The sequence below is a fragment of the Streptomyces uncialis genome, assembly GCF_036250755.1.
Classification (GTDB): Bacteria; Actinomycetota; Actinomycetes; order Streptomycetales; family Streptomycetaceae; genus Streptomyces; species Streptomyces uncialis.
Map to the genome: position 1 here is coordinate 3307906 of NZ_CP109583.1, position 24732 is coordinate 3332637.

Consider the following 24732-nt stretch of genomic DNA (forward strand, 5'->3'; position numbering starts at 1 on the left):
AGGTTGTTCTGCGTGCAACACTGCCACGCGTTTCTTCATTCCGAGACACCCGTCCCGACTCGCGAGACGAAATCGTCCCAGTACCCGGGCATGCCCTCCCAGGGGTCCACGCGGCCGCCCAGATCGGTGCGGTCGGTGAACCAGACCGTCGCGGCGCCCTGCCAGCGGGCGATGCGCAGCGCCTCGTCCAGATGACCGCGCGGCACCCCGTGCACGAAGTGGCAGAAGCGTTCAGGCGGGTGCTCCGCGGTCCATGCCGCGGCCTGCGACCAACGGTAGTCGTGCCAGGCGCCGGCGAAGGTGACGAGCTGGTCGGCGGCCTCCACGTACCCCGGGCAGGGGTGGGTGCCCTGACCGAGGACGACATGGGGGTCGTCGACGAGCGCCCGCAGGCTGCTCACCGTGCGGCGGACCGCCGGGAGGGAGGAGGGGTCGGTGGGGCACCGGTCGAGCAGGAAGCCGCCGACCCGGTACCAGTCGCGGTAGCGGCGGGCCTCGGCGAGCAGTTCCAGCAGGTCCCGGGCGCCCCGGGCGAGGTCGAGACGCCCGAGCACCCGGACACCCGCGTTGGTCAGCCGTCCGGCGGCCTCCAGACAGTGCGGGTCGGGCCGGTCGCCGGGACCGCGCGCGACATCGAGGACGACCCAGTGCAGCGGCGGTGCGGTCCGGCGGGTGAGCGCGTCCCACTCGGTGGCGGCGACCAGCGGGTGCGCATAGCCGGGCACCCCCACCCGCGGCCCGGTACCGGTCTGCGCCGTGCCCTTGAGCGCACTGGTCAGATGCGGCATGCCGCCTCCATCCAGATATCGGCGAGGGACTCCTCCAGATTGATCCGGGGCCGCCAGCCGAGCCGGTCGCGCGCGGTACGGACATCGGCCTGCTGCCAGCTTCCGCAGCCGTCGGGGTAGGGATAGGCGGACGGCCCCGCGTGATCGGGGTCGCTACGAGGGTGCCCGAGGGTGGCGCGCAACGCCACCGGGGGCGCCTGGGGCGCGTCGAGTTCATGGAGCGCCCCCCCGTATCCGGCGACCCTGGCGAGGACGGCGGCGGCGTCCCGCAGCCGCACAGCCCGGCCGGAGCCGATGTTGACCACGCCCTGCGCGGCGGACAGGGAGGCCGCGTGCACGGCCCGCGCCACATCGCGCACGTCCACGAAGTCCCGCTGGGCGCCGAGCCCGCCGAGCTTCAGCTCACCGTCGCCGGACTGCATGGCGCGGCGCATGGCCTCGGCGAGCCGTCCCAGCGGCGACCCGGCGGGGGTGCCGGGGCCGGCGGGCGAGAACACCCGCAGCACGACGGCGTCGAGACCGGAGCCGAGGACGAGTTCGGTGGCGGCGAGCTTGCTGACGCCGTACGGGCCACCGGGGCGCGGTACGGCGTCCTCGGCGGTCGAGGAGCCGGGCTGGCTGGGACCGTACTCGGCGCCGCACCCGATCTGCACCAGCCGTGCGCCGCAGCTGCTGCGGCGCAGGGCCTCGCAGATGGTGGCGACGGCGACGGTGTTGTGCCGGGTCAGCTCGCGGGCGCCGCCCCGGGTGGCGCCCGCGCAGTTGACGACGACCCCGGGGTGCACGGCGTCCAGGAAGCGGGTGAGCGCGCCGGGACTGCCGGTGGCGAGGTCGAAGCGGACATCGGCGTCGTCGCCGCGGCCGAGGGCGGTGAGCTGGACGGCCGGATCGGCGATGAGCCGGTCGGCGACGAAACGGCCGATGTACCCGCCGGCTCCGATCAACAGCACTCTCATCGGGCGCCTCCAGGAACGCGGTCTCCGGATCGGAGGGTGGTCATCTCGCTTTCTCCTTCAGGGGTGTTGCGGAACAGAGGACGCCCGCGGTGTCGGCCACGCGGGAGACGGTTGTGGGGGGTGGGGCCCGCGGGGCGCCGATGGCGCGCCGGTCAGGGACCACCGGTACGGGTCATGCCGCGCCTGGGGTACCTCCGGGGTCTCCCGCGCCGTCGTACGCCCCCGCGCCCGGCGCGCACGCGGTGTGCGCGGCGTCGGTGCGGACAGGGGCGGAGGCGTGGGTGAGGGTGCGCGTCCCATGGACGAGGGGATGGGGGCCGCAGGACGGCGGGCTGAGCGGGGCGCGGTCCCGTCGGGCGCCGGCGGGCGTCATCGCGCGCCCTCCCCCGCCGAGGCGGTGACCGGCAGCGCGATGACCGGCAGCGCGATGACCGGCAGCGCGATGACCGGGGATACGGGGACCACCGTCATGGGAACCGTCGGCGCGGCGGCAGCCGACGCGGTGACCGGCGGCGCGGGAACCGTACGCGTCCCGAACGGCGAGGGCCGCCCGTACGTGTCCCACACACGGCGCCGGACCGGGGACCGCGACACGCTCTCCAGGTAAATGCCGTGAAATGCCGTGGCGTTCCGCTCGACGCGGAACAGGCCGCGGACCGGTTCGAGCGCCCGCGCGCGGGCCACCGTACCCGGGCGCGCACGGCGCTCGGGGTCGCACAGCACCACCCCGCACGCCCGTGCGAGCACCCGCGTCGATACGACGCCCCCGCCCCCACCGCGCACCCCGCCCACGGAAGCCGAGCCCGCAGCCCCCGAGCCCACGACGCACGCGACACCTATGACGCGCATGCCACACCTGATGTCCAAGACGCCCACGTCACCCGGCGCGGCACTCACGCCCGTCGGGACAGCGGCCCGCGCACCGGACCCGGCATCCGCCTCCACCTCGCCGAGCGGAGGTATGCCGTCGAGGTCCCGGGCGACCGGCTCCGCCGCCCGCGGGGGGGAACGGCGCGGCGCGGAGGCGAAACGGTACTCCTGAAGTGTGGGGCGCTGATGCCGGACACGGGAACCGACGACGACGGCACCGGAAGCGAGGTCTCCGCAAGCGGCAAGCCCAGGCGCGGCCGCCCCGGAAGCGGACGGGCCGGAAGCGGACGGCCCGGAAGCGAAACCGGAGCCTGAGCCTGAGCCGGAGGCGTAACCCGGGCCGGGAACGCCGGACGGCGCGACCGGCCGTGCGGCGGCACCGCCACGCCCGTCCGGCGGACCGCCAGGACCCGGCATCCCGATCCGCATACGCGTCACACCCCCGCTCTCCCGTCCGGGAGCCACCACTCGTCGGCGGCCCGCAGCGGGATGAACGTATGCGGACATGCCCGTGGCGCGGCGGACGGTTGTCCGTCGCACCACCGGAAGGGGTGAAGAGACGTGACTTTCGACCACGCACGGCGTTCCGTCGCGCTATGGATCGTTTCGCCTACGCGGTGTCATACCCAGGGATGAGGTGTGGCGCGGCCGAGTTGACCGTGCGCGCGCACACTCAACTCTTCGGGAACGCCCAGGGGTTGGCCTTGCAGGTGATCCCGTCGTGTTCGAGGAACTTCGTCTGCTGCTGCATCACGGGGGCGAGCGCGCCGTCCGTCTGGCAGCTCACATGGCCGAAGCCGAGCCGGTGGCCCACCTCATGGTTGATGAGCATCTGCCGGTAGGCGTGGATGCGGTCACCGTAGGTCTCGGAACCCTGCGCCCAGCGGTACGCGTTGACCATCACACGTTCCGTGGACGCCGAGTCGCAGGAGACGATGTCGATGGAGGTGTTGAGGCCGGACTTCGCGCACCACTCGTCGGTCGTGCCGGGGCTCGCCAGGGTGATGACGAAGTCGGCCTGTCCGGAGGAGACCCGCTCGAAGGAACGGGCGCCGCCGTGCGCCCAGCTCCGGTCGTCGTTGAGGGTCTTCTGCACGGCGTCCGCGAACAGCGCGCCGTCCAGCCCGAGCCCCTTCTCGACATCCACCCGATAGCGGACCACTTGTCCCTTGCCGGGCGCCTTCACGAAGCCCGGGATCGCCTCGAACTCCCCCGAGGCCGCGAGCTTCGGGTCCAGCGGATAGGTCCGGGCCATCTTCTGCGCGTAGGTCGGCGGAGCCGCGGCGGGCCGCTCCCCGGCCGGGCGTTCGGGGGTGGGGCGGTTGTCGGAGCGGGACGGGGGATCGCCGTCGGACCGGTCGGTCCCCTCCGTCGCGCTGGTCCGCGACTGCGCGCCCGTGCCACGGTCGGCGACCTGTCCGGCGACGACGACGGCGAGCACGGTGGTGACCGCCGCCGCGGCGATCCCGGTGAAGGTGCGCCCCTTGCCGCCCTTGCCCGCGGGCCCGTCACCGGGGGGCGGTCCGTCGCCGGGGTGGCGGGGCGGCGGTACGGCGACCCGGGGGTCGGCGGGATCGGCGGGCCCGTCATCGGTGGCGGGAGGGGCCGGATCGGTGTCCCATTCGGTGACGGAGGCGTAGGGGTCGGCGGCGGGAGCGCCACCGGGTCCGCCCGGCGGACGCGGGCCACCCCGACGGGCGTACGGGCCGGACGGCGAGGCCGCGGGCGAGGTCGGGCCCGCGGCGGCGTACGGACCGGACGTGTAGCGGCCCTGGACGGCCGCCTGCGGGCCGGGGGCGGGCTCCCTGGGGCCGGGGGTCCGGGCGCCCGCCGCGTGGCCCGTGGTGACCGGGACGGGGTTCCCGTCGGGGAAGGCGTCGACGTACTCCCGTCGTGGGCCGGGGACTTGGCGGCGGCCGGGTGCCGGGGAGCCGTACCCGGCGGGCGCCGGACCGGACGCGGGGACCGTGCCCCAGCCTCCCCCGGCCTCCCGCTGTTCGGGGTGGCCGCCGCGTACCCGGGGCACCCCCTGGGCGGGGGTGCCGTCGGCGTACCGGGGCACCCCGCGCGGGGGCGGTCCCTGCGCGACGCGCGGCACGCCCGCGGCGGGAGTGGCGTCGTTCCGGTCGGGCACACCGCGTGCGGCTGTGCTGTCGGCCCTGGGTTCCTCCGGAGGCGGTGCGGCGACCTTGTCGCCCTGCCTCGCCGGGCCCTTGCGGCTATGGCGTCCCACGCGGCGTCTCAGCTCCCCGTCTGCGCGTCGGCGGACTCGTCCGTATCGGAGGGTCCCACAACGGCCTGTCCGATGTCCCGTCCACTGTCGCCCCCCACGCTGTCATGCCCGCCCCCGGAGGGCGGGTCCAGGTCCCTCAACAGGCCCCGGAAGGCACCCGCCACCAGATCGGGGTACTCCATCATCGCGACATGCCCGGCGTCGGGCAGGGTCAGCAGCCGCGAGTCGCGGAACGCGCGCGAGGCACGCTGCGCCATGCGGTACGACACCAGCTGGTCGCGTCCGCCGTAGACGAGCAGGGTCGGGGCCAGCACCCGCTCGGCCTGCCGCCACAGACCGTGCTGCCCGCCGAGGGTGTACGCGTCGACGATCCCGCGCGCGGAGCGTGCCATCGCCTGCCAGAAGTACGGCAGCGCCATCCGGCGCTCCATCTCCTCCACCGCGGCCCGGAAACCGTCCGGCGTCACCCGTCCGGGGTCGCCGTAACAGAGGGCCGTCACCCCGCGCACACGCTGTTCCGGGGACCAGTCGCGGGTCAGCCGCGTGAACAGGGCCGCGACCCCCGGTACGGCCAGCAGCGCGGTCGGCACGGCCGTGCGCTGCACCCGGAGCTCCGGGAGCGCGGGCGAGACCAGGGTCAGGGACCGTACGAGATCCGGCCGGACGGCGGCCACGCGCGTGGTGACCGCGCCGCCCAGGGAGTTGCCGAAGAGATGCGCCGGACCACGACCGGTCGAGTCGAGGTAGCGGATCACCGCGCGCGCGTGGGCGGTGACCGAGTAGCCGCCGTCGTCCGGGGGCGGTGAGTCGCCGAAGCCCGGCAGGTCGAGCGCCTCGCTCTCCATCACGTCGTCGAGCAGGGGCATCAGCGCCGACCAGTTCTGGGAGGAGCCGCCGAGCCCGTGGACCAGCAGCGCGGGCGGCAGACCCGGACGGGCGGGCGGACGGGAACGCACCGTGAGCGACAGACCGGGAAGTCCGACGGACCTCAACCGCTCCCCTGCCGCGACCTTGACGACACCGACCCTGGGCGTGACCGCTGCGGACAGATGCGGTGACTCCGTCGAAGACATGCGGCAATGTTACGAGGTGATCACGCGCGGGTTCGTGTGTTCGGCGTCACAGATCGGCGTAGCGTGGTGGTACCGGCTCTCCTACGCCGCGAGAGGGACACCATCCCGTAACCGCCCGGGAAGAGGGACTCATGGCCGTCGACCCCACCGACCCCGAGACGTTCGAGGACACCCAGGAATCCGAGCAGGACCCCCGGGGCGCCGCCGATGCCGAGGCACCCGAGGCGGACACGGAACAGCACACGGAGCTCGCCCCTGAGCAGGACGACGCCCTGCCGGGCTCCGATCCCGCCAGCGCGGCCGAGGGCGACCGCGCGGAGCAGGCCCGCGTGGTGGCCCTGGACGAGGACGACTACCGCTAGTGCCTGAGCGTGCTCCCGCGCGCGGGAGCACGTTCGGCCCCGGCGACCACGCGCTGTGTACGGTTCGCGTGCGCCCGGAGCGTTCCCCGCCCGGTCGGTACGTGAAATCCTGCGCCCGCGCCGCGCACACCCGGGTTACCGAAAAGTACGATGGCCACGCGGCGCACACCCGCACATGGACGATCTTGGGAGGCGGCGTGACAGCCATCGAGCAGACAGACGCGGCCCGCCCGCGGGGCACCCGCCTGCCGCGGCGTGCCCGCCGGAACCAACTGCTGGGCGCCGCCCAGGAGGTCTTCGTCGCACAGGGTTACCACGCGGCCGCGATGGATGACATCGCCGAGCGCGCGGGCGTCAGCAAGCCGGTCCTGTACCAGCACTTCCCCGGCAAACTGGACCTCTACCTGGCCCTTCTCGACCAGCACTGCGAATCGCTGCTCCAGTCGGTGCGCGGGGCCCTGGCCTCGACGTCGGACAACAAGCAGCGGGTGGCGGCCACCATGGACGCCTACTTCGCCTATGTGGAGGACGAGGGCGGCGCGTTCCGGCTGGTCTTCGAGTCGGACCTGACCAATGAGCCCGCCGTACGCGAGCGGGTGGACCGGGTCGGTCTCCAGTGCGCCGAGGCGATCTCCGACGTGATCGCGGAGGACACGGGACTGTCCAAGGACGAGTCGATGCTCCTCGCGGTGGGCCTCGGCGGTGTCTCCCAGGTGGTCGCCCGCTACTGGCTGTCCAGCGGCAGCGCCATCCCCCGGGACACGGCCGTCCAGCTGGTCACGTCACTCACCTGGCGCGGTATCGCGGGCTTCCCGCTGCACGGCACGGAGCAGTGACGGCCACGGCCCGCCGCCCCTGACCGTCCGCCACGGGTCACCGGTCCACGCCACCGGTGACCCGCTTGTTTGTTCCCGTCCCCTGTTCGCTACCGGCGTGCTCCGCCGGAGCCGTCACCTCCCCGCACCGGGCTAGTGTGTGCGGGGTACGGCGCGGAGGGCCGCGCACTTCAATGACCGTCGGAGGGACAAAGCCGTGGAGGTCAAGATCGGCGTGCAGCACGCGCCCCGCGAGATCGTTCTGGAGAGCGGTCAGACGGCCGAGGAGGTCGAGAGCGCGGTGGCCGCGGCGCTGTCCGGCAAGGCGCAGTTGCTGAGCCTCGTGGACGACCACGGCCGCAAGGTGCTTGTGCCGGCCGAGCGGCTGGCGTACGTGGAGATCGGCGAGCCGAGCCGCGGCAAGGTGGGCTTCAGCGCGCTGTAGTACCCGCGCGGCCGTCCCTGGGACGCGGCGCGGAACGAACGGGGCGGGCCCGGTGGTACGACCACCGGGCCCGCCCCGTTCGCGTGTGCCCCCCGCGCGGGCGTCCCGCCGGGGCCGGGGTGTCCGCCGCCCGTGGCGTGGAGGGTTGCGTTCGCGCGGCCGGGGGTAATGACCGGCTACGACGATATGACGGACCGTCCGACGCGGGAGGGATCACGGATGTTGTGGCTGATGGTGGTGGGCTCCGCGGTCATCGGGCTCGTACTCGCGGGAGCGGCACTGCGGACCCAGGCGCATCGGTTGCCGATGGCGCGGCTGGTGTTCACGACCGGGGTGAGCGGGGCGCTGCTGGGGGTGTTCGTCACCCGGACCGCGCTGGGTGATCCCGGGGTCGCCACGACGCTGGTCGGTGCGGTCGCGGTCTCGGTCGCACTCCTGTCCCTCCTCCTGCGCCCCGAACGCCGCCGCGGGTCGGCTCCGCTCGCGCCCCTGGGTACCCGCCCCTGACGGGTCGCCTTCGCTTGCGCTTCCGAGGTCCGTCCGGGTGGGCGCACTTCTCCCTGTGCCGTCGCTCGTGGGGTGCGCAGTTCCCCGCGGGTCGCCTTCGCTTGCGCTTCCGAGGTCCGTCCGGCCGGGCGCACTTGTCCCTGTGCCGTCGCTCGGAGGGTGCGCAGTTCCCCGCGCCCCTGAATGCTGCCCCGATCGGTTGTTCCCCGGGTACGGGTCCGCCCTCGTCTTTTGCGCAGTTCCCCGCGCCCCTGGGGTTCCACACCTGGGCGTACTTGTTCCTGTACCGGTTCCCCGTGGGTGCGCAGTTCCCCGCGCCCCTGGATGCTGCCCCCTTGCGGTCGCGCTTCGGGTGCGGGTGCGCCCTCGTCTTTTGCGCAGTTCCCCGCGCCCCTGAAGGGGCGCCCCTCAATGTTGTCCGTCGGGTGCGGAAGCCCTCTCCTCGTGCAGTCGCGCTGCTGCGGGAGGGGGTGGGCGGGAATCTCTGCTCGCAGACTCCGATGCTCTTCAGTAGCTCCGCTGGACGTCGTACCGAGCGTGTCGGATCGAGGACGGAGAATCCCGACCGGCACCGACCCGAAGAACAAGCAGAACGCGCCCCAAAGGGGCGCGGGGAACTGCGCAAAACCCGACGAACGACGGCACAGGAACGAAGTGCGCCCAGCACAAGGAACCCCGGGGGGCGCCACAAGCAGGGGCACCCCCGAGTACCCGAGGACCACGCCCGGAGGGTGTTACGCCGCGAGCCCCAGCGCAGCCATCCGCTTGGTGTGCGCCTCGGTGATCCGCGAGAACATCCGCCCGACCTCCGCGAGGTCGAACCCGTCCGCGACCCCCCCGACCAGCATGGTCGACAACGCGTCGCGCTCGGCCACCACCCGCTGCGACTGCGACAGCGCCTCCCCCATCAGCCGCCGCGCCCACAACGCGAGCCGCCCCCCGACCCGGGGATCCGCGTCGATCGCGGCCCGCACCTTCTCGATGGCGAACCCGGCGTGCCCCGTGTCGTCGAGGACCGCGAGCACCAGCGCGCGGGTGTCCCGGTCCAGCCGCGCCGCGACCTCACGGTAGAAGTCGCTCGCGATGGAGTCACCGACGTACGCCTTGACGAGCCCCTCCAGCCAGTCGGACGGCGCCGTCTGCCGGTGAAAACCGTCCAGCGCGGCCACGAAGGGCTGCATGGACTCCGTGGGCTCCGCACCGATCGCGGCGAGCCGGTCCCGGAGCCGCTCGAAGTGATGGAACTCCGCCGACGCCATCTTCGCCAGCGCGGCCTTGTCCGCGAGCGTCGGCGCCAGCTTCGCGTCCTCCGCGAGCCGCTCGAACGCGGCCAGCTCGCCGTACGCGAGCGCGCCGAGCAGATCGACGACGGCGGCCCGGTACTGCGGGTCTGCGGATGCCCGGTCCCAGTCCTGGGCGGCGACCCCGGTCGATTCGGCGGGCGTTTCAGCGGCGTGGTCAGGCGTCGTCATGAAGCGCACAATAGCCCGCCCGACCGGCCCGGGAAGTCGCTGGTCAAACACTGTGACCACGACTACGTGATCATTGCTCGGACAATGCGGCGGGGACGACGTGATGAATTCGGCCATCGCGCCTGCGCGATTCCGGGGTATGGTGGTAAAGCGCCCGCTGAGTGCGTCGACGCAGCGTGATGGTCAAGGTGAATCGGTGACCGTCCGAGCGAGATGTCGACGCCCCCGACGGGCACAGGAATGAGGATGCCCGGTCGTTGGCCCGATCGGCTCCGACGACAGCCCTCCATGCGGTACGGCACTGTGCGTACCGGCAGGGGAGGGGCCCTCACCAGCGGTACGAGAGTTCGAGCGTCGGCTGTGGTCCCGCGCCACCCGGCCCGCGCAGGCGGCCGGCGGTTCACCGGCACGGTCAAGACCCCCAGCGCTCACTCCGCGTCGCGTCTCACAGAAGAGGCAGCACCCTGACTACTCAGCCCATGACTTTTCGAGATCTCGGAATCCTTCCCGAGACCGCCGAGGCCCTTGAGGCCGTCGGCATCGTCACCCCTTTCCCCATCCAGGAGATGACGCTCCCCGTAGCGCTCTCCGGTACCGATGTGATCGGCCAGGCCAAGACCGGTACGGGCAAGACCCTCGGTTTCGGTCTGCCGCTGGTGGAGCGGGTCACCGTACCCGTCGACGTCGAGGCGGGCCGGGCCCGTCCCGACCAGCTGACCGACGCGCCCCAGGCCCTCGTCGTCGTCCCGACGCGCGAGCTGTGCACCCAGGTCACCAACGACCTGCTGACCGCCGGCAAGGTCCGTAACGTCCGCGTCCTCGCGATCTACGGCGGCCGGGCCTACGAGCCGCAGGTCGAGGCGCTCCGCAAGGGTGTCGACATCATCGTCGGCACGCCCGGACGACTGCTCGACCTCGCCGGACAGAAGAAGCTCGACCTCAACCACATCAGGAGCCTCGTCCTGGACGAGGCCGACGAGATGCTGGACCTCGGCTTCCTGCCTGACGTCGAGAAGATCATCAACATGCTGCCGCCGAAGCGGCAGACGATGCTCTTCTCCGCGACGATGCCGGGCGCCGTCATCGGCCTCGCCCGCCGCTACATGACGCAGCCCACGCACATCAGCGCCACCTCGCCGGACGACGAGAACGCGACCGTCGCGAACACCTCGCAGCATGTGTACCGCGCGCACTCCATGGACAAGCCGGAGCTGCTCTCGCGCATCCTCCAGGCCGACAGCAGGGCCCTGGCCATGGTCTTCTGCCGGACGAAGCGGACCGCCGCCGATATCGCGGAGCAGCTCCAGCGGCGCGGCTTCGCGTCCGGCGCGGTCCACGGCGACCTCGGCCAGGGCGCCCGTGAGCAGGCGCTGCGCGCCTTCCGCAACGGCAAGGTCGACGTCCTGGTGTGCACGGATGTCGCCGCGCGCGGCATCGACGTCGAGAACGTCACGCACGTGATCAACTACCAGTCCCCCGAGGACGAGAAGACGTATCTGCACCGCATCGGCCGTACCGGCCGCGCGGGCGCGTCGGGTACGGCGATCACCCTGGTCGACTGGGACGACATCCCGCGCTGGCAGCTGATCAACAAGGCGCTGGACCTGCCCTTCCCGAACCCGCCGGAGACGTACTCCACGTCGGAGCACCTTTTCGCGGAGCTCGGCATCCCGGCGGGCACCAAGGGTGTGCTGCCGCGTTCCGAGCGCACCCGCGCCGGGCTCGCCGCCGAAGAGGTCGAGGACCTGGGCGAGACCGGTGGCCGTGGCGCTCCGCGTGGCCGTGGTGGCCGTGGCGCTCCCGTCGCCGTGGCTCCCGAGCCGGAGCGCGAGCGCGCCCCCCGTACCCCCCGGCGCCGCCGCCGGACCCGGGCGGGTTCCCCGATGGAGGCCGGCGCGGCCTCCGTGGTGGAGACCGTGGTGGAGCAGCCGTCCGCCCCCGAGGCCGTCGGTGACGAGCACCGTACGCCCCGGCGCCGCCGCCGGACGCGTGCCGGAGCGGCGGGCGCCGCGGTGACGGAGCCGGGCACCGCCGAGCAGGCCGTGGCCGTGGTCGAGGCACCCGCGGAAGCGGTGGCCGAGACGGTCGTCGAGGACAAGCCTCGTCGCCGCCGGACCCGCAAGAACGCCGAGCCGGTGGCCGAGGTGGCGACGGAGACGTCCGCCGCCCCGGAGACCGCGGAGCCCGTCGAGGCCGCTGAGCCCGTCGAGGCCAAGCCCCGGCGCCGCACCCGCAAGGCCACGCAGGCGCCCGTGGCGGACGACACCGCCGAGGCCGCCGTGGCGGTCGAGGCACCGGTCGCCCCGGTGACCCCGGCCGACGACGAGCCGGTCGTGACGAAGCCCCGCCGCCGTACCCGCAAGGCCGCTGTGGCCGCGGTGACGGGCGAGGCCGTCGAGCTCCCGGTGGCCCCCGTGGCCCCTGTCGCCGTCGTGACGGAGACCGTTGCCGTCGGCGACGAGCCGGTCGTGACCAAGCCGCGCCGCCGTACCCGCAAGGCCGTCGTCGCCGCCGACTCCGTCCCGGCCCCCGTGGTCGAGGCGCCGGTCAGCCCGGTCGCGGACGAGGCCGCCGAGGTCACCCCCCGGCGCCGGACCCGCAAGAAGGCCGTCGCGGAGCCCGTGGCCCCGGCCGACGGCACCATGGCGGACGCCGAGGCCGCCGCGGAGACGGCACCCAAGCGGCGTACCCGTAAGAAGGCCGTCGCGGCCGTGGAGAGCACGGACGGCACCCCGGTGACCGCGGAGGCCGCCGAGGCGCCCGCGAAGCCGCGTCGCACCCGTGCCGCCAAGGCGGTCAAGGCGGCTGCCGCCGAGCCCGCCGCGTCGCAGCCCGCGGACCCCGAGGCCAAGCCCCGGCGCCGCACCCGCAAGGTGGCCGAGGCCCCCGAGGGCTGAGGTAGCGCGCTGTTCGTCCGCCGGTGGCCCGGCATCCCTTGAACGGGGTGCCGGGCCACCGGCATGACGGCCCGCACACCCGTGGGGCGCGCCCGCCGACGGGGGCGGTTAGCCTGACCGGCATGAGCAGGCCATCGACCTTCGTACCGCCGCCGGGAGTCCGGACCCGGGTGATCAGCACGCCCCGGGGCGGGTTCGCCGCGCTCGACGCGACCGCGTCCACGGCGCCCGTACGGGGTACGGCGCTGCTGCTGCCCGGGTTCACGGGCAGCAAGGAGGACTTCCTCGACCTCCAGCCGCCGCTCGCCGCCCGCGGCTATCGCACGGTGGCCGTCGACGGCCGGGGCCAGTACGAGTCGGACGGCCCCCGGGACGACGAATCGGCTTACGCGCGGGCCGAGTTGGTGCGGGATGTGCTCGCCCAGCGGGACGCCCTGGCCGACGCGGGCGTCCTGACCGCGCCCGTCCATCTGCTGGGGCACTCGCTCGGCGGACAGATAGCCCGCGCGGCCGTCCTGGATTCACCGGAGGCGTTCGCGTCGCTCACCCTGATGGCCTCAGGACCCGCGGAGGTCTCCGCGCACCAGCGGGAACGCGTGAAGATGCTGCGGGACGCCCTGGCCGTCCTCGACCTGACCCAGGTGTGGGAGGCGATGCGGTCGATGGAGGCACCCGAGGACGCCGTCACCGGAGCGCGTGCCGGCGGCCCCGAGGACGAGAGCGCCAAGGCCCTGCGCAACCGCTGGCTGCGCACCAGCCCCGCCCAGCTCGTCGCCACCGGGCGGCAGCTGTGCACCGAACCGGACCGGGTGGCCGAGCTGGCCGCGCTCGACCTGCCGCGGCACGTCATATCCGGTGAGCGGGACGACACCTGGCCTATACCCCTGCTGGACGACATGGCGATACGTCTGGCCGCGCACCGCACGGTCGTCCGGGGCGCCGAGCACTCCCCCAACACCGACCGGCCCCATGAGACGGCGACCGCCCTCGCCGACTTCTGGGACACGGTTCCGGCCTGACCCCCACGGGCCGACGAGCGACGAGCACCCACGTACCGCGGGGCACTCATGCCCCGCGGGCACCCACGTACCGCAGGCGCTCATGCACCGCAGGGACTCATGCACCGCGGGCACTCATGCCCCGCGGGCGCCCGCGCTCAGTACAGCGTCCGCAGATGGTCCCAGAAGCCGTCGCGCAGGGCGCGGCGCAGATCGGACTGGCCCCGCAGCGAGTACTGGAGCAGCCCCTCCGCCTCGACCAGCAGATCCTGGTCCACCGATCCCGGCAGATACGGATGCCCCGGCAGCAGCTCGCCCAGCGCTTCGGGTCCCCGCGACGAGAGCCACTTCGCGGCGATCTGCGCGCCCACGAAACGCACGTTCTCCCGGGTGGGCCGGGGGGTGTCCCGGCCGTCGAGCGACGCGACGGTCCGCCGGGAGACATACGGCTTGAAGAACTCCAGGTCGAAGACGCGCTGCGAGTCGACCTCCCACAGCAGCGGCTCCGCCTGGTTGCGCCCCTCGGGGGCCTCGACACCCCACAGATGCACCCGCGCCCCGTACCCCTGCGCCGCCTCGACCGCCGAGACGAGGTCCTCGTCCCCGCCGATCAGGGCCGCGTCGCTGATCGCGCGATGGCGGGCCAGGGACTCCAGATCGCTGCGGATGAGGGAGTCGACGCCCTTCTGCTGGTTGTTGGCGTTGAGGTTGCCGAGCCGCACCTTGACGTCGGGGAGCTCCGCGATGGACTGCTGCTCACCGGTGTGGATACGGCGCCGGGCCCCGTCGTACCAGTAGACGCGCAGCAGACGGCTGTCCGCGAAGATGGTGCGGGCCTTGTCGATCAGGGCCTCGATCAGCCCTTCGGCGTCGAGGTCGAACGCCCGCCGGTCCTCGGTCCCGGCGACCAGCCGGCCCGCCGCGGCGTAGACGTATCCGGCGTCCACGAAGATCGCGTGGGTCGCGGGGGTCTTCGCGACCTCGGCGACCATCCGCAGCAGCAGTTCGTTGGTGAGGTCGAGCCGGGCCAGCAGTGCCGCCGCGGTCTCCTCGCCCGATACCGCGGGCGGTGCCGCGGACCTGGTGGCAGGTGTTCGGCCCGGGGTGTACCGGGACGGGCCCGGCGGTTCCTCACTCATCACGCCCATTGTCCGGGTCGTCACGGAGCGGGCACAACCCCTGCCGTTACCTGGCGGTAATCGGGGCGACCGACGGGCGTTCCTTAGCCGTGCGAAAGTTTTCCTTAGTGTAGGGAATATTTGCCCTGAGCAAGCCGTTGTACGGAGCGTGACCGTCCGGCCCCTGGCCGTACGCCGCACTCTTGGGCGCGTCCCGTGGAAGCGGGACGCGCTCGGCACGACCCCAGTTCTCCTGACCGGAGGATCACGCAGACGAAGGGAGAAGCCAGTGCGCTTCGAGATCATGCGCCTGAACGACACCGACGGCAGCGCCGTCGAATCGACCGTCGTGGACGCCGCCTCCGTCAACCGGATCGTTCAGCAGGCCGCCGCCACCGGGCAGCGCCTGTACATCCGCCCGGCCGAACCCTCGGCCTCATGACGGTGTCCCGCCCCGGACGCGTCTGAGGCAGTTGGTGGACAGGAGCCCCGTACGGAAACGCCGTACGGGGCTCTCTCGCGTCCGGACGGGCCCGCCGGCCGGGACGGTCAGGCCGCCTGGATCACCTGGGTGACCCCGTTGATGATCTGCTGCACCGCGATGGCGGACAGCATCATGCCCGCGAGCCGGGTCACCAGGACCACTCCGCCGTCCTTGATCACACGGATGATCAGCAGCGAGTACCGCATCACCACCCACAGCACCACATGGATCGCGACGATCGCGGTCCACACGGATATCTGCGCGCCCACGGTGCCCGCCTTCTGCACCGCGAGGATCACCGAGACGATCGCGCCGGGCCCGGCCAGCAGCGGCATGCCCAGCGGGACGAGGGCGACATTGACGTCCTTCGTCTGCTTCGGCTCGTCGGTCTTGCCGGTGAGCAGGTCGAGCGCGATCAGCAGGAGCAGCAGTCCGCCCGCGATCATCAGCGCGGGGACGGAGACATGCAGATAGTTCAGGATCTCGTTGCCGAACAGCCCGAAGAGGGCGATGACGCCGAACGCCACACAGACCGCCTGGAAGGCCATCCGCCGCTGGACCCGGGCGGGGCGTCCGGAGGTGAGCGCGAGGAAGATCGGGGTGATCCCCGGGGGGTCCATGATCACGAAGAGGGTGAGGAACAGGGACCCGAACACAGCGAGGTCGAACACGGTGACGCCTTGCGTGAACTGGAGCGGGCGCCCTTCGGCGGCGCGCTCACGGCGATACGCGCGCCCGGTCGGGCGCGCGGGTGTGAGGAAGGGTGGGGCCGGGCCCGGGGTGCGGGGCCGGGCCCCGGCGGACCGCGTCGGCGGCCCGGGTGGGCCGGCGGGGGTCACAGCCGGTGGACGGTCTCAGCCGACCGACGGTCACGACAGCCGACCGCCGGTCACGGGCGGCGGGCTGTCGCGGGTGGGGAGGTGTCGCGGGTGGTGGGGTGTCGCAGGTGGTGACTGGTCACAGCCGGTGAACGGTCACAGGCGGTGAGCGGTGCGCTCTCCCCCGGCACCGGGCACCGGGAACGCGCCGGTCGCGCGGCGGGTGATCTCCCCGTAGATCTCGGGGTCGGTGGTGAAGTCGCCGAGCGCGACGGTCTTACGGGTGCCGTGGTAGTCGCTGGAGCCCGTGGTCAGCAGGCCGAGCTCCGCGGCGAGACCGCGCAGCCGGGCGCGGGTGGCGGGCTCGTGGTCCATGTGGTCGACCTCGATACCGTCGAGCCCGGCGGCGGCCAGCTCGGCGATCACGGACTCGGGCACGGTCCGCCCGCGGCGCGCGGCACCGGGGTGCGCGAAGACGGTGACCCCTCCGGCGGCCTTGACCAGGCGGACCGCGTCGAACGGGTTCAGCTCGTGCTTGGGCGCGTACGCGCGGGCGCCGTCCCCGATCCACTCCGGGGTGAACGCCTCGGACACGGTGGCCACGACGCCCAGTTCGATCAGCGCCTCCGCGATGTGCGGGCGGCCCACCGAGCCGTCACCGGCGATCCGGGCGACCTGCTCCCAGGTGACCGGCACCCCGAGGTCCCGCAGCTTGGTGACCATGCTCCGGGCGCGCGGGACACGGTCGTCACGGACCAGTTCGCGCTGGGCGAGCAGCTCGGGCTCTTCCGGGTCGAAGAGGTACGCGAGCATGTGCAGCCCGATGCCGTCGAGGGAGCACGAGAGTTCCGCGCCGGGGACGAGGGTGAGCCCGGTGTCCAGGGCGGTGAGCGCGGCGACGGCCTCGGCGTGGCCACGGGTGGTGTCGTGGTCGGTGAGCGCGATGACGTCGAGGCCCGCGGTGATGGCTGCGGCCATCAGTTCGGCGGGGGTGTCCGTGCCGTCGGACGCGGTGGAGTGGGTGTGCAGGTCTACGCGCACGACGGACTCCTCACCGCGGGGGTCCCTGGGGCCGGGACATCGGCACGGGGACACCACTGGACACATGGAACGAACGCCCTAGGGTAACCGGCCCCCGGGCCACCCCGTCCCGCCTGGCAAGGGTGTCCTTCCCCACCCGGTCGCCTTCGCTTGCGCTTCTCAGGTCTGTCCGGCCTTGCGTACTTGTTCTTGTGCCGTCGCTCGGTGGGTGCGCAGTTCCCCGCGGGTCGCCTTCGCTTGCGCTTCCGAGGTCTGTCCGGCCTTGCGTACTTGTTCCAGTGCCGTCGCTCGGTGGGTGCGCAGTTCCCCGCGGGACGCCTTCGCTTGCGCTTCCCAGGTCTGTCCGGGTGGGCGCACTTCGTTCCTGTGCCGTCGCTCGGTGGTTTCGCGCAGTTCCCCGCGCCCCTGGGTGCTGCCCCTTCGGGTTTGTTCGTCGGGTGCGGGTCGGCCCTCGCTTTTGCGCAGTTCCCCGCGCCCCTTTGGGGCGCGTTCTGCTTGTTCTTCGGGGCGGGGCCGGTCGGGATTCTCCGTCCTCGCTCCAACGCGCTCGGTCGGACGTTCACTGGTCGTGCTGAAGAGCATCGGAGTCTGCGGGCAGAGATTCCCGCCCACCCCCTCCCGCAGCCGAGCGCCTGCGGGAGGAGGGGGGTTCCGCAAGCGAAGGGCCCGCGGCCGGGGGACAGCCTGAAGGGGCGCCCCTTCAGGGGCGCGGGGAACTGCGCGGAAGACGAGGGCGACCCGCAGGCTCAGAACAGCGGCGAGAGGCAACACCCCCCGCTACGGCGTAGCTAGCTGGACAGTAGCCGGGGGGACAGCGCGCCGCAGGGCAGGAGGTCCATCTCCGCGCCCGCGTCGCGCAGGTCGGTCAGGACCAGCTCGTCGTACATCAGCAGGCCGGACTGTTCCGGCCAGACGACCGCCCACACCCACAGGCCCATCGCCTCGCCCGCGAAGACCGCGCGGTCGCCGGGGGCGCCGGAGACATGCCACAGCGGGGTCGGCCGGCCGGCCGCGAGGACCTTGGCCTGGGGTGGTTTCCCGACATCGATGAACGGCGCGGGATCGGGTCCGTCGACCCCCGCGTACCGGGCGCCGAGCCCGACCCCGAGCTCCTCCGCGACGAGCAGCAGCTCACCGGGTCCGCCGAGCGGCCCCGGGCCGGAGCAGGCCACCACGGTCGCCCGGCCCCCGCTGCGGTCGTCGCCCGCGTAGCCGACGCCGCTGAAGAGCCAGCCGACGGGCAGCGGCCACGGCATCCACACGGGGACCCGGGCCTGCCGCACCACCACGCCGAGGCCCTCGACGCTGGGCGGGATCACGGGCTGGAGCGGCTGCACCGCGCCGTGCGTGGCACATTGCCAGACATCGGCGAAGAGTCCGGGAGCCCTGACCCGGCCACCGCACTTCGGGCAACTGGGTTCGCCCCTCATAGCTGTCAAAGGTCCCCTGTGGCCGTCCTCGCGTCAAGGACGATCAAACGATGATCACCCGACTGCACGCATCCCGTGCGGTCAGTCCAGCGCCACGCCCGCGCGCAGCGGGTCCCGCAGGTCGGTGCCCCGGGACAGCCACCGCTCCCGCAGGGCGGCGGCCCCGTGCACCCGCTTCCACGCGGCCTCGTTGGGCGTCATCGGCAGCAGCGGCAGGAACCGTACGGGTTCCAGCGGCGGATCGAGTTCCAGGTCCGGCACCAGGCCGCCGGGTTCGGCGACGAGGACCGAGGTGAACGGGGCGCCCGGCCACAGCGGCGCACCGGTGTCCAGGGAGGCGCCGGGGGCCACCACCAGCCCCTCGACCTGGGGGCTCGCGGCGAGGACGGCCAGCGGGCGCAGGGCCTGGTCGGTGTCGGCGCGGCCCCGGCGGACGCTGAGGATCAGTTCGGCGCGCGGACCGCGTTCGGGGTCTGCGAGCACGGCCGTGGGGTCGGTCATGGGACGGGCGGACATCCCGAGGGTGGCGTAGCGGACGAGGTCCCGCCCGGCCGGGCCGCCTGCGGGTCCGTCGTCCCCGGGCTCGTCGCCGGTGAAGCGCAGGACCTCGATCCGGTCCGTGCCGAGGAAGGTGACGGCCGCGCGGGCGTCCGGCTCCCCCAGAGCCGTCCGCAATCGGGCCTCGACCAGCGCGAGAACATCTGCCATGCCCGCGAGCATAGAACGCCGCCCACGGCGTACGGCGTGGCGGCCGTCCGGTGGGACCAGCCGCACGTCACGGCCCGTCAGGGCGGGCCGGCGGCCGGGGTCGCACCACGTGCCGCCGCGCCGGGAAGCCGTACGGGACACGGGAGGCGGGCACTTGACACGTCAACCGGCTGCTAGTCTGGGCCGCTGTTCGGGGCAGCACATCACAGCGGACGCATCGGCGTCCCGCTCGCGCCCCGACATCTGGGACATCCCCTACGGGGGACCGGCCGGAGGAGGTGGGGCTGTCATGGATCGAAGTCGACCGTGCAGTACCACCCGCTCTTCCGGTCGCTGAATCCGTCGTGACGCCGGCGCTGCTCCCGCACCGCACGGCCGTCCGCCGCTTCGCGTAAGCACCCCGTTCCCCCGGGGTCCCGCCGTCGTCGACCCGCCGTTCCTGGCCGGTCGCCGGGTGACCGAAGAGCTCGCCTTCCCGGTCCTTCACCGGTTCTCCGCAGATCCGATTCCCGCAGATCCGTTTCCGCCAGGCCCGTTCCGCACGGTCCGCCGGACTCCGTCGTCGTCGCCCCACGTGTGACCGTCCGCCGGTCGCGCCGCCCGGTGCCGTACGGCTGGTCCGTCGGCGCTTCGCCGTTCCGCGTCAATACCGCGTCAATACCGCAGTCCCGCAGTTCCCGAACCATTAGCGAAAGCCGCCACCGTGACGGTGCGGTGCTCCCCGCTTTGTGGACGTGCCAAACATCGTCCCCGCCGAACCGGCCGGGACAGCCGAGCAGGACGTCCTCATTCCGGGCAGTTCCACCCCTCGCCCCCGCGGCCCGCGTTGCGAAGGAGTCCGCCCATGTCGATGATCCGTGATCTGCGCGCAGCAGTCCGGCCCGCCGTCCGCAAGGACGACAGCGTCTACGACACCACGCGTGACCCCGGCAGTCCGTCGGCGATCGTCGACTGCGCCGTCTACCGGGACGGCAGCCGGGTGGACTCGGCGGAGTGCCTGACCCCGCACGGCGCCATGCTCCAGGTGCGGCGGGACGGCGGCTTCGCCTGGATCGGGCTGCACGAGCCCACCGAGGCCGAGTTCTCCGGGATCGCGGCCGAGTTCGGGCTGCACCCGCTCGCCGTCGAGGACGCCGTCCACGCCCATCAGCGGCCCAAGCTGGAGCGCTACGACGACACCCTCTTCACCGTCTTCAAGACCATCCACTACCTGGAGCACGACGAGCTCACCGCGACCAGCGAGATCGTGGAGAGCGGCGAGGTGATGTGCTTCACCGGGGAGAACTTCTTCATCACCGTCCGGCACGGCGGCCAGGGCTCGCTGCGGGCGCTGCGCAGCCGGCTCCAGGGTGAGCCGGAGCTGCTGGCCAAGGGTCCCTCGGCGGTGCTGCACGCGATCGCCGACCATGTCGTGGACGGCTATCTCGCGGTCGCCGACGCGATGCAGGACGACATCGACGAGGTGGAGACCGAGGTCTTCACCCCCGGCCGGGGCGGGGTGGCGCGCGGCTCGGACGCGGGCCGGATCTACCAGCTGAAGCGTGAGGTGCTGGAGTTCAAGCGGGCGGTGGCCCCGCTCGCGCGGCCGATGCAGCTGCTGAGCGAGCGGCCGATGCGGCTGGTCGACCCCGACATCCAGAAGTACTTCCGGGATGTCGCCGATCATCTCGCCCGGGTCCAGGAGCAGGTGGTGGGCTTCGACGAGCTGCTGAACTCGATCCTCCAGGCCAATCTCGCGCAGGCGTCGGTCGCCCAGAACGAGGACATGCGGAAGATCACCTCATGGGCCGCGATCATCGCCGTGCCGACCATGGTGTGCGGGGTGTACGGCATGAACTTCGACCATATGCCGGAGCTGCGCTGGCAGTACGGGTACCCGATGGTGCTCGGGGTGACGGTCGCGATCTGCTTCACGATCCACCGCACGCTCAAGCGCAACGGCTGGCTGTGACCCGGTCGGTCGGGGCCCCGGGGGCGCGCTGACTACTCTTGGCCCATGACGGAGACACCTCTCGACCCGGCCCGGCGCGCTCTCGTGGAGGAGGCCACCAAGAAGTCCGGACTCATCTGGGTCCAGGGCTCCGGCCCCGACCGCGCGCTGTGGCACGTATGGCACGAGGGCGCCGCGTACCTCGTGGGCGACGGCCCCGGTGAGCAGCCGTTCCCGGGGCTCGCCGACGGGGGCGCGGCGGCCGTCACGGTCCGCAGCAAGGACAAGGGCGGACGGCTCGTCGCGTGGACGGCGCGGGTGACGGAGCTGGCGCCGCGTTCCGAGGGCTGGGAGAGCGCGGTCGCCGAGCTGAAGGGCAAACGGCTCAACGCGCCCGACGGCGAGGCGATGACCGAGCGCTGGGCGGGTGAGTGCCGGGTGGTGCGGCTGACACCCGTCGCGGTGGACGGCGAGATGCCGACGGAGTCGCTGGCGGCCGTACCGCTGGACTCACCCGTGACGACCCGCCGCCCGGCGCCCGCCGCGCTGCCCCGGCTGCTGATGCGGCGCCGCAAGAAGCGCTGAGCGGTAGGCGCATGTCCGTGAGCGCCGGTCCGTCAGCGCGGGCCCGCTGCGTGGGTCTTGTACGTGGCCTTGTACGTGAGCCCTGTGCGTGGGCCGGCCGGGGGCGTGGTCACGAGGACGGCAGCGCCCGGCCGTAGTCCACGACCTCCGTGTCCTTGGGCTTGCGGAGCTGGACGTCCCGGCCCCAGTCGCTGAGCTTGATCGTGCCCGCGCCCCCGCCCCGCACCAGGCGCAGCGGGTACGGAACGCCCTCCAGCGCCACGTCGAGGGTGCCGCCGGCGCCCTGGTCACCGGTCAGCCGGATCGACTTGACCCCGCCCGCGGTGCCCCACTCGCCCTTGTCGACCTTGCCGTGCAGGGTCAGCAGCCCGTCGAGCAGCAGATCCATGTCGGTGAAGCCGCTGAGCTGCTGGTACGAGGGGTCGCCCTCGGGGACCTTCACGAACTTGCCGGTGAGCTTCTCGGCGGCGGCGACATCGGAGGGCGCGGCCTCGACTCCGTCCTTGCCGTGGGTCCAGAAGGACGAGTCGGCCTCCAGATAGAGCTGCTCACCGATCCGCAGCAGCCGGAACGTGCTGTTCTTCGAGGTGACGGACCCGGTGCCGCCCTCGTCGGAGAGCCGCATGTCCAGCCGGTACGACTGGCCCTTGACCACCAGGGTGCCGGAGAGCCGGACCCCCGGTGCGGACCGCGCGGCGGCCCGGGACTTCAGCTGGATCTGCGGGGCGGTCAGTTTGGCGACGCCGTTGGTGCCCTCGTGCGGGTCCTTCTCGTCACCGCCGCAGCCCGTGAGCCCCGCACCCGCCAGGGTCACACCGACGCACACCATGCTCACCATCGCCGCGCGCCAGGGCCGGCGCAGGGGAACCGCAGACACGGAACAGGGCTGCCTCTCGTACGGGGACACCGCCTCGGTCTACGGCGGTGGACCGCAGCGTACCGGTGCCGTGCCCACCGACCGGAACCAGTCCTGGCCCGCTCACCCCGGAGCGCGTGCCGGGACGGTACCGACCCGGACGGGCTAGCCTGAAGCACGAATTACCGGACAAAGACCAAGAAGGACCGCTTCGGGCATGAGCGCCGCGAACGCGGTGACAGTGGTGGACGTCGCGGCGGAAGGAGACACGGCCATGGCCTCGGGAGCTCCCCGGATCTTCGTCTCGCATCTGTCCGGTGTCACGGTGTTCGACCCCGGCGGGGACCATGTGGGCCGGGTCCGCGACCTGGTCGCGATGCTCCGTGTCTCGCACCGGCCGCCCCGGCTGCTCGGCCTGGTGGTGGAGCTGCCGTCCCGGCGGCGGATCTTCCTGCCGATGACCCGGGTGACGGGCATCCAGGCCGGTCAGGTGATCACCACCGGCGTGCTGAACGTCCGGCGCTTCGAACAGCGGCCCACCGAGCGGCTGGTCTTCGGGGAACTGCTGGACCGGCGGGTGAGGCTGGTGGACAGCGACGAGGAGGTCACCGTCCTGGACCTCTCGGTACGGCTGCTGCCGACCCGCCGCGACTGGGAGATCGACAAGGTCTTCGTCCGCAAGCTCCCCGAGCCGAGGGCCGCGGGCACCTTCCGGCGCGGCAAGGGCGAGACGCTGACGGTCGACTGGACGGCCGTCACCGGCTTCTCGCTGGAGGAGCACGGCCAGGGCGCGGAGAACCTGCTCGCGACCTTCGAGCAGCTGCGCCCGGCCGACCTGGCGAACGTCCTGCACCATCTGTCCGCGAAGCGGCGTGCCGAGGTGGCCGCCGCGCTGGACGACGACCGGCTCGCCGACGTCCTGGAGGAACTGCCCGAGGACGACCAGATCGAGATCCTCGGCAAGCTCCAGGAGGAACGCGCGGCGGACGTCCTGGAGGCGATGGACCCGGACGACGCGGCCGACCTGCTGTCCGAGCTGCCCGAGGAGGACAAGGAGCGACTGCTGAGCCTGATGGAGCCCGACGACGCGGCGGACATGCGGCGGCTGATGTCCTACGAGGAACGGACGGCGGGCGGGCTGATGACCACCGAGCCGATCGTGCTGCGCCCCGACGCGACGGTGGCCGACGCCCTCGCCCGGGTCCGCAACCCCGATCTGTCCCCCGCGCTGGCCGCGCAGGTGTACGTGTGCCGTCCCCCCGACGAGACGCCCACCGGCAAGTACCTGGGGACCGTGCACTTCCAGCGGCTCCTCCGGGACCCCCCGTACACCCTGGTCAGCGCGATGCTGGACGACGACCTCCAGACGCTGTCCCCGGACGCCCCGCTGCCCGCGGTGGCCGGGTTCTTCGCCACGTACGACATGGTGGCCGCCCCTGTCGTCGACGACAGCGGGTCCCTGCTCGGGGCGGTGACCGTGGACGACGTCCTGGACCATCTGCTGCCCGAGGACTGGCGCGAGCACGAGTTCCACGAGCTCGCCGACGGGACCGGCGTGACGGAAGGTGCGCGTGAGCATGACCAGTGACCGGGAACAGCCGCGGCCCGCCCGGGTCCGCCTCGATCTGCCGCTGGCCCCGCGCCGACGGCTGCTGCCCGACTGGGACCCGGACGCCTTCGGGCGGCTCACCGAGCGGATCGCGCGGTTCCTGGGCACCGGACGGTTCATCGTCTGGATGACGTTCACGATCATCTGCTGGCTGCTGTGGAACATCTTCGCGCCGGTCACCGTCCGGTTCGACGAGTACCCGTTCATCCTGCTGACGCTCGCCCTGTCGCTCCAGGCGTCGTACGCGGCCCCGCTGATCCTGCTCGCGCAGAACCGGCAGGACGACCGGGACCGGGTCAACCTCGCGCAGGACCGCAAGCAGAACGAACGCTCGATCGCGGACACGGAGTACCTCAGCCGCGAGGTGGCGGCCCTGCGGATGGGGCTGGGGGAGGTGGCGACCCGGGACTGGATGCGGTCCGAGCTGGAGGGTTTGCTGCGGGACCTCGAAGAACGCAGTCCCGCCAGGGAGCCGTGACGGTGGGTGCCGCCTTCGCTTGCGCTTGCGCGGTCTGTCCGGGTGGGCGGACTCCGTTCCTGTGCCGTCGCTCGGTGGTTTCGCGCAGTTCCCCGCGCCCCTTTGGGGCGCGTCCGGCTGGTTCTTCGGGTCGGTGCCGGTCGGGATTCTCCGTCCTCGATCCGACACGCTCGGTACGACGCCCAGCGGAGCTACTGAAGAGCATCGGAGTCTGCGAGCAGAGATTCCCGCCCACCCCCTCCCGTAGCAGCGCGAGTGC

At 72.7% G+C, this 24732-nt stretch carries 23 protein-coding genes; 11 read left to right on the forward strand and 12 right to left on the reverse strand.

What is annotated here, in order from left to right; translation table 11 throughout:
- Nucleotides 1-35 precede the first annotated feature (35 nt).
- From OG711_RS13420 to OG711_RS13440, 5 genes are all read right to left on the reverse strand, one after another.
- Nucleotides 36-788 (reverse strand): spherulation-specific family 4 protein, encoded by a 753-nt coding sequence (locus OG711_RS13420; protein WP_073784681.1) that lies wholly within the window; start codon nt 786-788, stop codon nt 36-38.
- On the reverse strand, nt 776-1744 hold the full coding sequence (locus OG711_RS13425; RefSeq protein WP_073784679.1) for an NAD-dependent epimerase/dehydratase family protein: 969 nt from the start codon (nt 1742-1744) through the stop codon (nt 776-778). Before OG711_RS13425 ends, OG711_RS13420 begins: the two co-directional genes overlap by 13 nt.
- Nucleotides 1745-2113: 369 nt before the next feature.
- Nucleotides 2114-2593 (reverse strand): hypothetical protein, encoded by a 480-nt coding sequence (locus OG711_RS39115; RefSeq protein WP_405673403.1) that lies wholly within the window; start codon nt 2591-2593, stop codon nt 2114-2116.
- 694 nt (nt 2594-3287) lie between these two features.
- Nucleotides 3288-4847 carry a DUF3152 domain-containing protein gene (locus OG711_RS13435; RefSeq protein ID WP_329559338.1) on the reverse strand — a complete coding sequence of 520 codons (1560 nt, stop codon included), beginning with the start codon at nt 4845-4847 and terminating at the stop codon, nt 3288-3290.
- A gap of 8 nt (nt 4848-4855) precedes the next feature.
- A complete protein-coding gene (locus OG711_RS13440; protein ID WP_073784673.1) occupies nt 4856-5920 on the reverse strand; it encodes an alpha/beta fold hydrolase in 1065 nt (354 codons plus the stop codon).
- A 131-nt stretch (nt 5921-6051) separates the two neighbouring features.
- On the opposite strand from OG711_RS13440, the gene OG711_RS13445 reads away from it, so the two are divergent.
- The 4 genes from OG711_RS13445 to OG711_RS13460 all read left to right on the forward strand — a co-directional run bounded on the left by OG711_RS13445 (nt 6052) and on the right by OG711_RS13460 (nt 8049).
- On the forward strand, nt 6052-6282 hold the full coding sequence (locus OG711_RS13445; protein WP_329559339.1) for a hypothetical protein: 231 nt from the start codon (nt 6052-6054) through the stop codon (nt 6280-6282).
- Nucleotides 6283-6479: 197 nt separating this feature from the next.
- Nucleotides 6480-7118 carry a TetR/AcrR family transcriptional regulator gene (locus OG711_RS13450; RefSeq protein ID WP_073784669.1) on the forward strand — a complete coding sequence of 213 codons (639 nt, stop codon included), beginning with the start codon at nt 6480-6482 and terminating at the stop codon, nt 7116-7118.
- Nucleotides 7119-7314: 196 nt separating this feature from the next.
- Nucleotides 7315-7542: a DUF3107 domain-containing protein gene (locus OG711_RS13455; protein WP_178390944.1), complete on the forward strand. Its 228-nt coding sequence runs from the start codon at nt 7315-7317 to the stop codon at nt 7540-7542.
- Between the two features lie 219 nt (nt 7543-7761).
- A complete protein-coding gene (locus tag OG711_RS13460; protein WP_073785598.1) occupies nt 7762-8049 on the forward strand; it encodes a hypothetical protein in 288 nt (95 codons plus the stop codon).
- A gap of 734 nt (nt 8050-8783) precedes the next feature.
- Here the strand turns inward: OG711_RS13460 and OG711_RS13465 are convergent.
- Nucleotides 8784-9521 carry a ferritin-like fold-containing protein gene (locus OG711_RS13465; RefSeq protein WP_385923455.1) on the reverse strand — a complete coding sequence of 246 codons (738 nt, stop codon included), beginning with the start codon at nt 9519-9521 and terminating at the stop codon, nt 8784-8786.
- A gap of 479 nt (nt 9522-10000) precedes the next feature.
- Between OG711_RS13465 and OG711_RS13470 the strand changes: the two genes are divergently transcribed.
- Both OG711_RS13470 and OG711_RS13475 read left to right on the forward strand, forming a co-directional pair.
- Nucleotides 10001-12418: a DEAD/DEAH box helicase gene (locus OG711_RS13470; RefSeq protein WP_329559340.1), complete on the forward strand. Its 2418-nt coding sequence runs from the start codon at nt 10001-10003 to the stop codon at nt 12416-12418.
- A gap of 122 nt (nt 12419-12540) precedes the next feature.
- Nucleotides 12541-13437, forward strand: coding sequence for an alpha/beta fold hydrolase (locus OG711_RS13475; RefSeq protein ID WP_329559341.1), 897 nt, complete (start codon nt 12541-12543; stop codon nt 13435-13437).
- Nucleotides 13438-13574: 137 nt separating this feature from the next.
- Here OG711_RS13475 and OG711_RS13480 read toward each other — a convergent pair whose 3' ends face one another.
- A complete protein-coding gene (locus OG711_RS13480) occupies nt 13575-14555 on the reverse strand; it encodes an NYN domain-containing protein (RefSeq protein ID WP_079184420.1) in 981 nt (326 codons plus the stop codon).
- 268 nt (nt 14556-14823) lie between these two features.
- Here OG711_RS13480 and OG711_RS13485 point away from each other — a divergent pair, with 268 nt between their 5' ends.
- Nucleotides 14824-14976, forward strand: coding sequence for a hypothetical protein (locus tag OG711_RS13485; protein WP_099284740.1), 153 nt, complete (start codon nt 14824-14826; stop codon nt 14974-14976).
- 107 nt (nt 14977-15083) lie between these two features.
- Here OG711_RS13485 and OG711_RS13490 read toward each other — a convergent pair whose 3' ends face one another.
- The 4 genes from OG711_RS13490 to OG711_RS13505 all read right to left on the reverse strand — a co-directional run bounded on the left by OG711_RS13490 (nt 15084) and on the right by OG711_RS13505 (nt 19015).
- Nucleotides 15084-15689 carry a MarC family protein gene (locus OG711_RS13490; protein WP_073785594.1) on the reverse strand — a complete coding sequence of 202 codons (606 nt, stop codon included), beginning with the start codon at nt 15687-15689 and terminating at the stop codon, nt 15084-15086.
- Nucleotides 15690-15992: 303 nt separating this feature from the next.
- On the reverse strand, nt 15993-16877 hold the full coding sequence (locus OG711_RS13495) for a PHP domain-containing protein (protein WP_073784658.1): 885 nt from the start codon (nt 16875-16877) through the stop codon (nt 15993-15995).
- A 788-nt stretch (nt 16878-17665) separates the two neighbouring features.
- Nucleotides 17666-18307 (reverse strand): DUF6758 family protein, encoded by a 642-nt coding sequence (locus OG711_RS13500; RefSeq protein WP_073784656.1) that lies wholly within the window; start codon nt 18305-18307, stop codon nt 17666-17668.
- Nucleotides 18308-18388: 81 nt separating this feature from the next.
- Nucleotides 18389-19015, reverse strand: a complete 627-nt coding sequence (locus tag OG711_RS13505; RefSeq protein ID WP_329559342.1) for a suppressor of fused domain protein — start codon at nt 19013-19015, stop codon at nt 18389-18391.
- 844 nt (nt 19016-19859) lie between these two features.
- On the opposite strand from OG711_RS13505, the gene OG711_RS13510 reads away from it, so the two are divergent.
- On the forward strand, nt 19860-20966 hold the full coding sequence (locus OG711_RS13510) for a magnesium and cobalt transport protein CorA (RefSeq protein ID WP_073784654.1): 1107 nt from the start codon (nt 19860-19862) through the stop codon (nt 20964-20966).
- Between the two features lie 45 nt (nt 20967-21011).
- Nucleotides 21012-21530 (forward strand): hypothetical protein, encoded by a 519-nt coding sequence (locus tag OG711_RS13515; protein ID WP_073784652.1) that lies wholly within the window; start codon nt 21012-21014, stop codon nt 21528-21530.
- Nucleotides 21531-21639: 109 nt separating this feature from the next.
- Here OG711_RS13515 and OG711_RS13520 read toward each other — a convergent pair whose 3' ends face one another.
- A complete protein-coding gene (locus OG711_RS13520) occupies nt 21640-22368 on the reverse strand; it encodes a hypothetical protein (protein ID WP_073784650.1) in 729 nt (242 codons plus the stop codon).
- Between the two features lie 292 nt (nt 22369-22660).
- Between OG711_RS13520 and OG711_RS13525 the strand changes: the two genes are divergently transcribed.
- Together OG711_RS13525 and OG711_RS13530 are read left to right on the forward strand one after the other, a co-directional pair.
- On the forward strand, nt 22661-23974 hold the full coding sequence (locus OG711_RS13525) for a magnesium transporter MgtE N-terminal domain-containing protein (RefSeq protein ID WP_073785590.1): 1314 nt from the start codon (nt 22661-22663) through the stop codon (nt 23972-23974).
- Nucleotides 23964-24473: a DUF1003 domain-containing protein gene (locus tag OG711_RS13530; RefSeq protein ID WP_073784648.1), complete on the forward strand. Its 510-nt coding sequence runs from the start codon at nt 23964-23966 to the stop codon at nt 24471-24473. The genes OG711_RS13525 and OG711_RS13530 overlap by 11 nt, the downstream gene beginning before the upstream one ends.
- Nucleotides 24474-24732 lie beyond the last annotated feature (259 nt).

Bases quoted from the DNA above. Each gene is read 5' to 3' on its own strand.
- OG711_RS13420 (WP_073784681.1), bottom strand. From the start codon at position 788: ATGCCGCATCTGACCAGTGCGCTCAAGGGCACGGCGCAGACCGGTACC.
- OG711_RS13425 (WP_073784679.1), bottom strand. From the start codon at position 1,744: ATGAGAGTGCTGTTGATCGGAGCCGGCGGGTACATCGGCCGTTTCGTC.
- OG711_RS39115 (WP_405673403.1), bottom strand. From the start codon at position 2,593: ATGCGCGTCATAGGTGTCGCGTGCGTCGTGGGCTCGGGGGCTGCGGGC.
- OG711_RS13440 (WP_073784673.1), bottom strand. From the start codon at position 5,920: ATGTCTTCGACGGAGTCACCGCATCTGTCCGCAGCGGTCACGCCCAGG.
- OG711_RS13445 (WP_329559339.1), top strand. From the start codon at position 6,052: ATGGCCGTCGACCCCACCGACCCCGAGACGTTCGAGGACACCCAGGAA.
- OG711_RS13460 (WP_073785598.1), top strand. From the start codon at position 7,762: ATGTTGTGGCTGATGGTGGTGGGCTCCGCGGTCATCGGGCTCGTACTC.
- OG711_RS13465 (WP_385923455.1), bottom strand. From the start codon at position 9,521: ATGACGACGCCTGACCACGCCGCTGAAACGCCCGCCGAATCGACCGGG.
- OG711_RS13470 (WP_329559340.1), top strand. From the start codon at position 10,001: ATGACTTTTCGAGATCTCGGAATCCTTCCCGAGACCGCCGAGGCCCTT.
- OG711_RS13475 (WP_329559341.1), top strand. From the start codon at position 12,541: ATGAGCAGGCCATCGACCTTCGTACCGCCGCCGGGAGTCCGGACCCGG.
- OG711_RS13480 (WP_079184420.1), bottom strand. From the start codon at position 14,555: ATGAGTGAGGAACCGCCGGGCCCGTCCCGGTACACCCCGGGCCGAACA.
- OG711_RS13500 (WP_073784656.1), bottom strand. From the start codon at position 18,307: ATGAGGGGCGAACCCAGTTGCCCGAAGTGCGGTGGCCGGGTCAGGGCT.
- OG711_RS13505 (WP_329559342.1), bottom strand. From the start codon at position 19,015: ATGGCAGATGTTCTCGCGCTGGTCGAGGCCCGATTGCGGACGGCTCTG.
- OG711_RS13510 (WP_073784654.1), top strand. From the start codon at position 19,860: ATGTCGATGATCCGTGATCTGCGCGCAGCAGTCCGGCCCGCCGTCCGC.
- OG711_RS13515 (WP_073784652.1), top strand. From the start codon at position 21,012: ATGACGGAGACACCTCTCGACCCGGCCCGGCGCGCTCTCGTGGAGGAG.
- OG711_RS13520 (WP_073784650.1), bottom strand. From the start codon at position 22,368: ATGGTGAGCATGGTGTGCGTCGGTGTGACCCTGGCGGGTGCGGGGCTC.
- OG711_RS13525 (WP_073785590.1), top strand. From the start codon at position 22,661: ATGGCCTCGGGAGCTCCCCGGATCTTCGTCTCGCATCTGTCCGGTGTC.
- OG711_RS13530 (WP_073784648.1), top strand. From the start codon at position 23,964: ATGACCAGTGACCGGGAACAGCCGCGGCCCGCCCGGGTCCGCCTCGAT.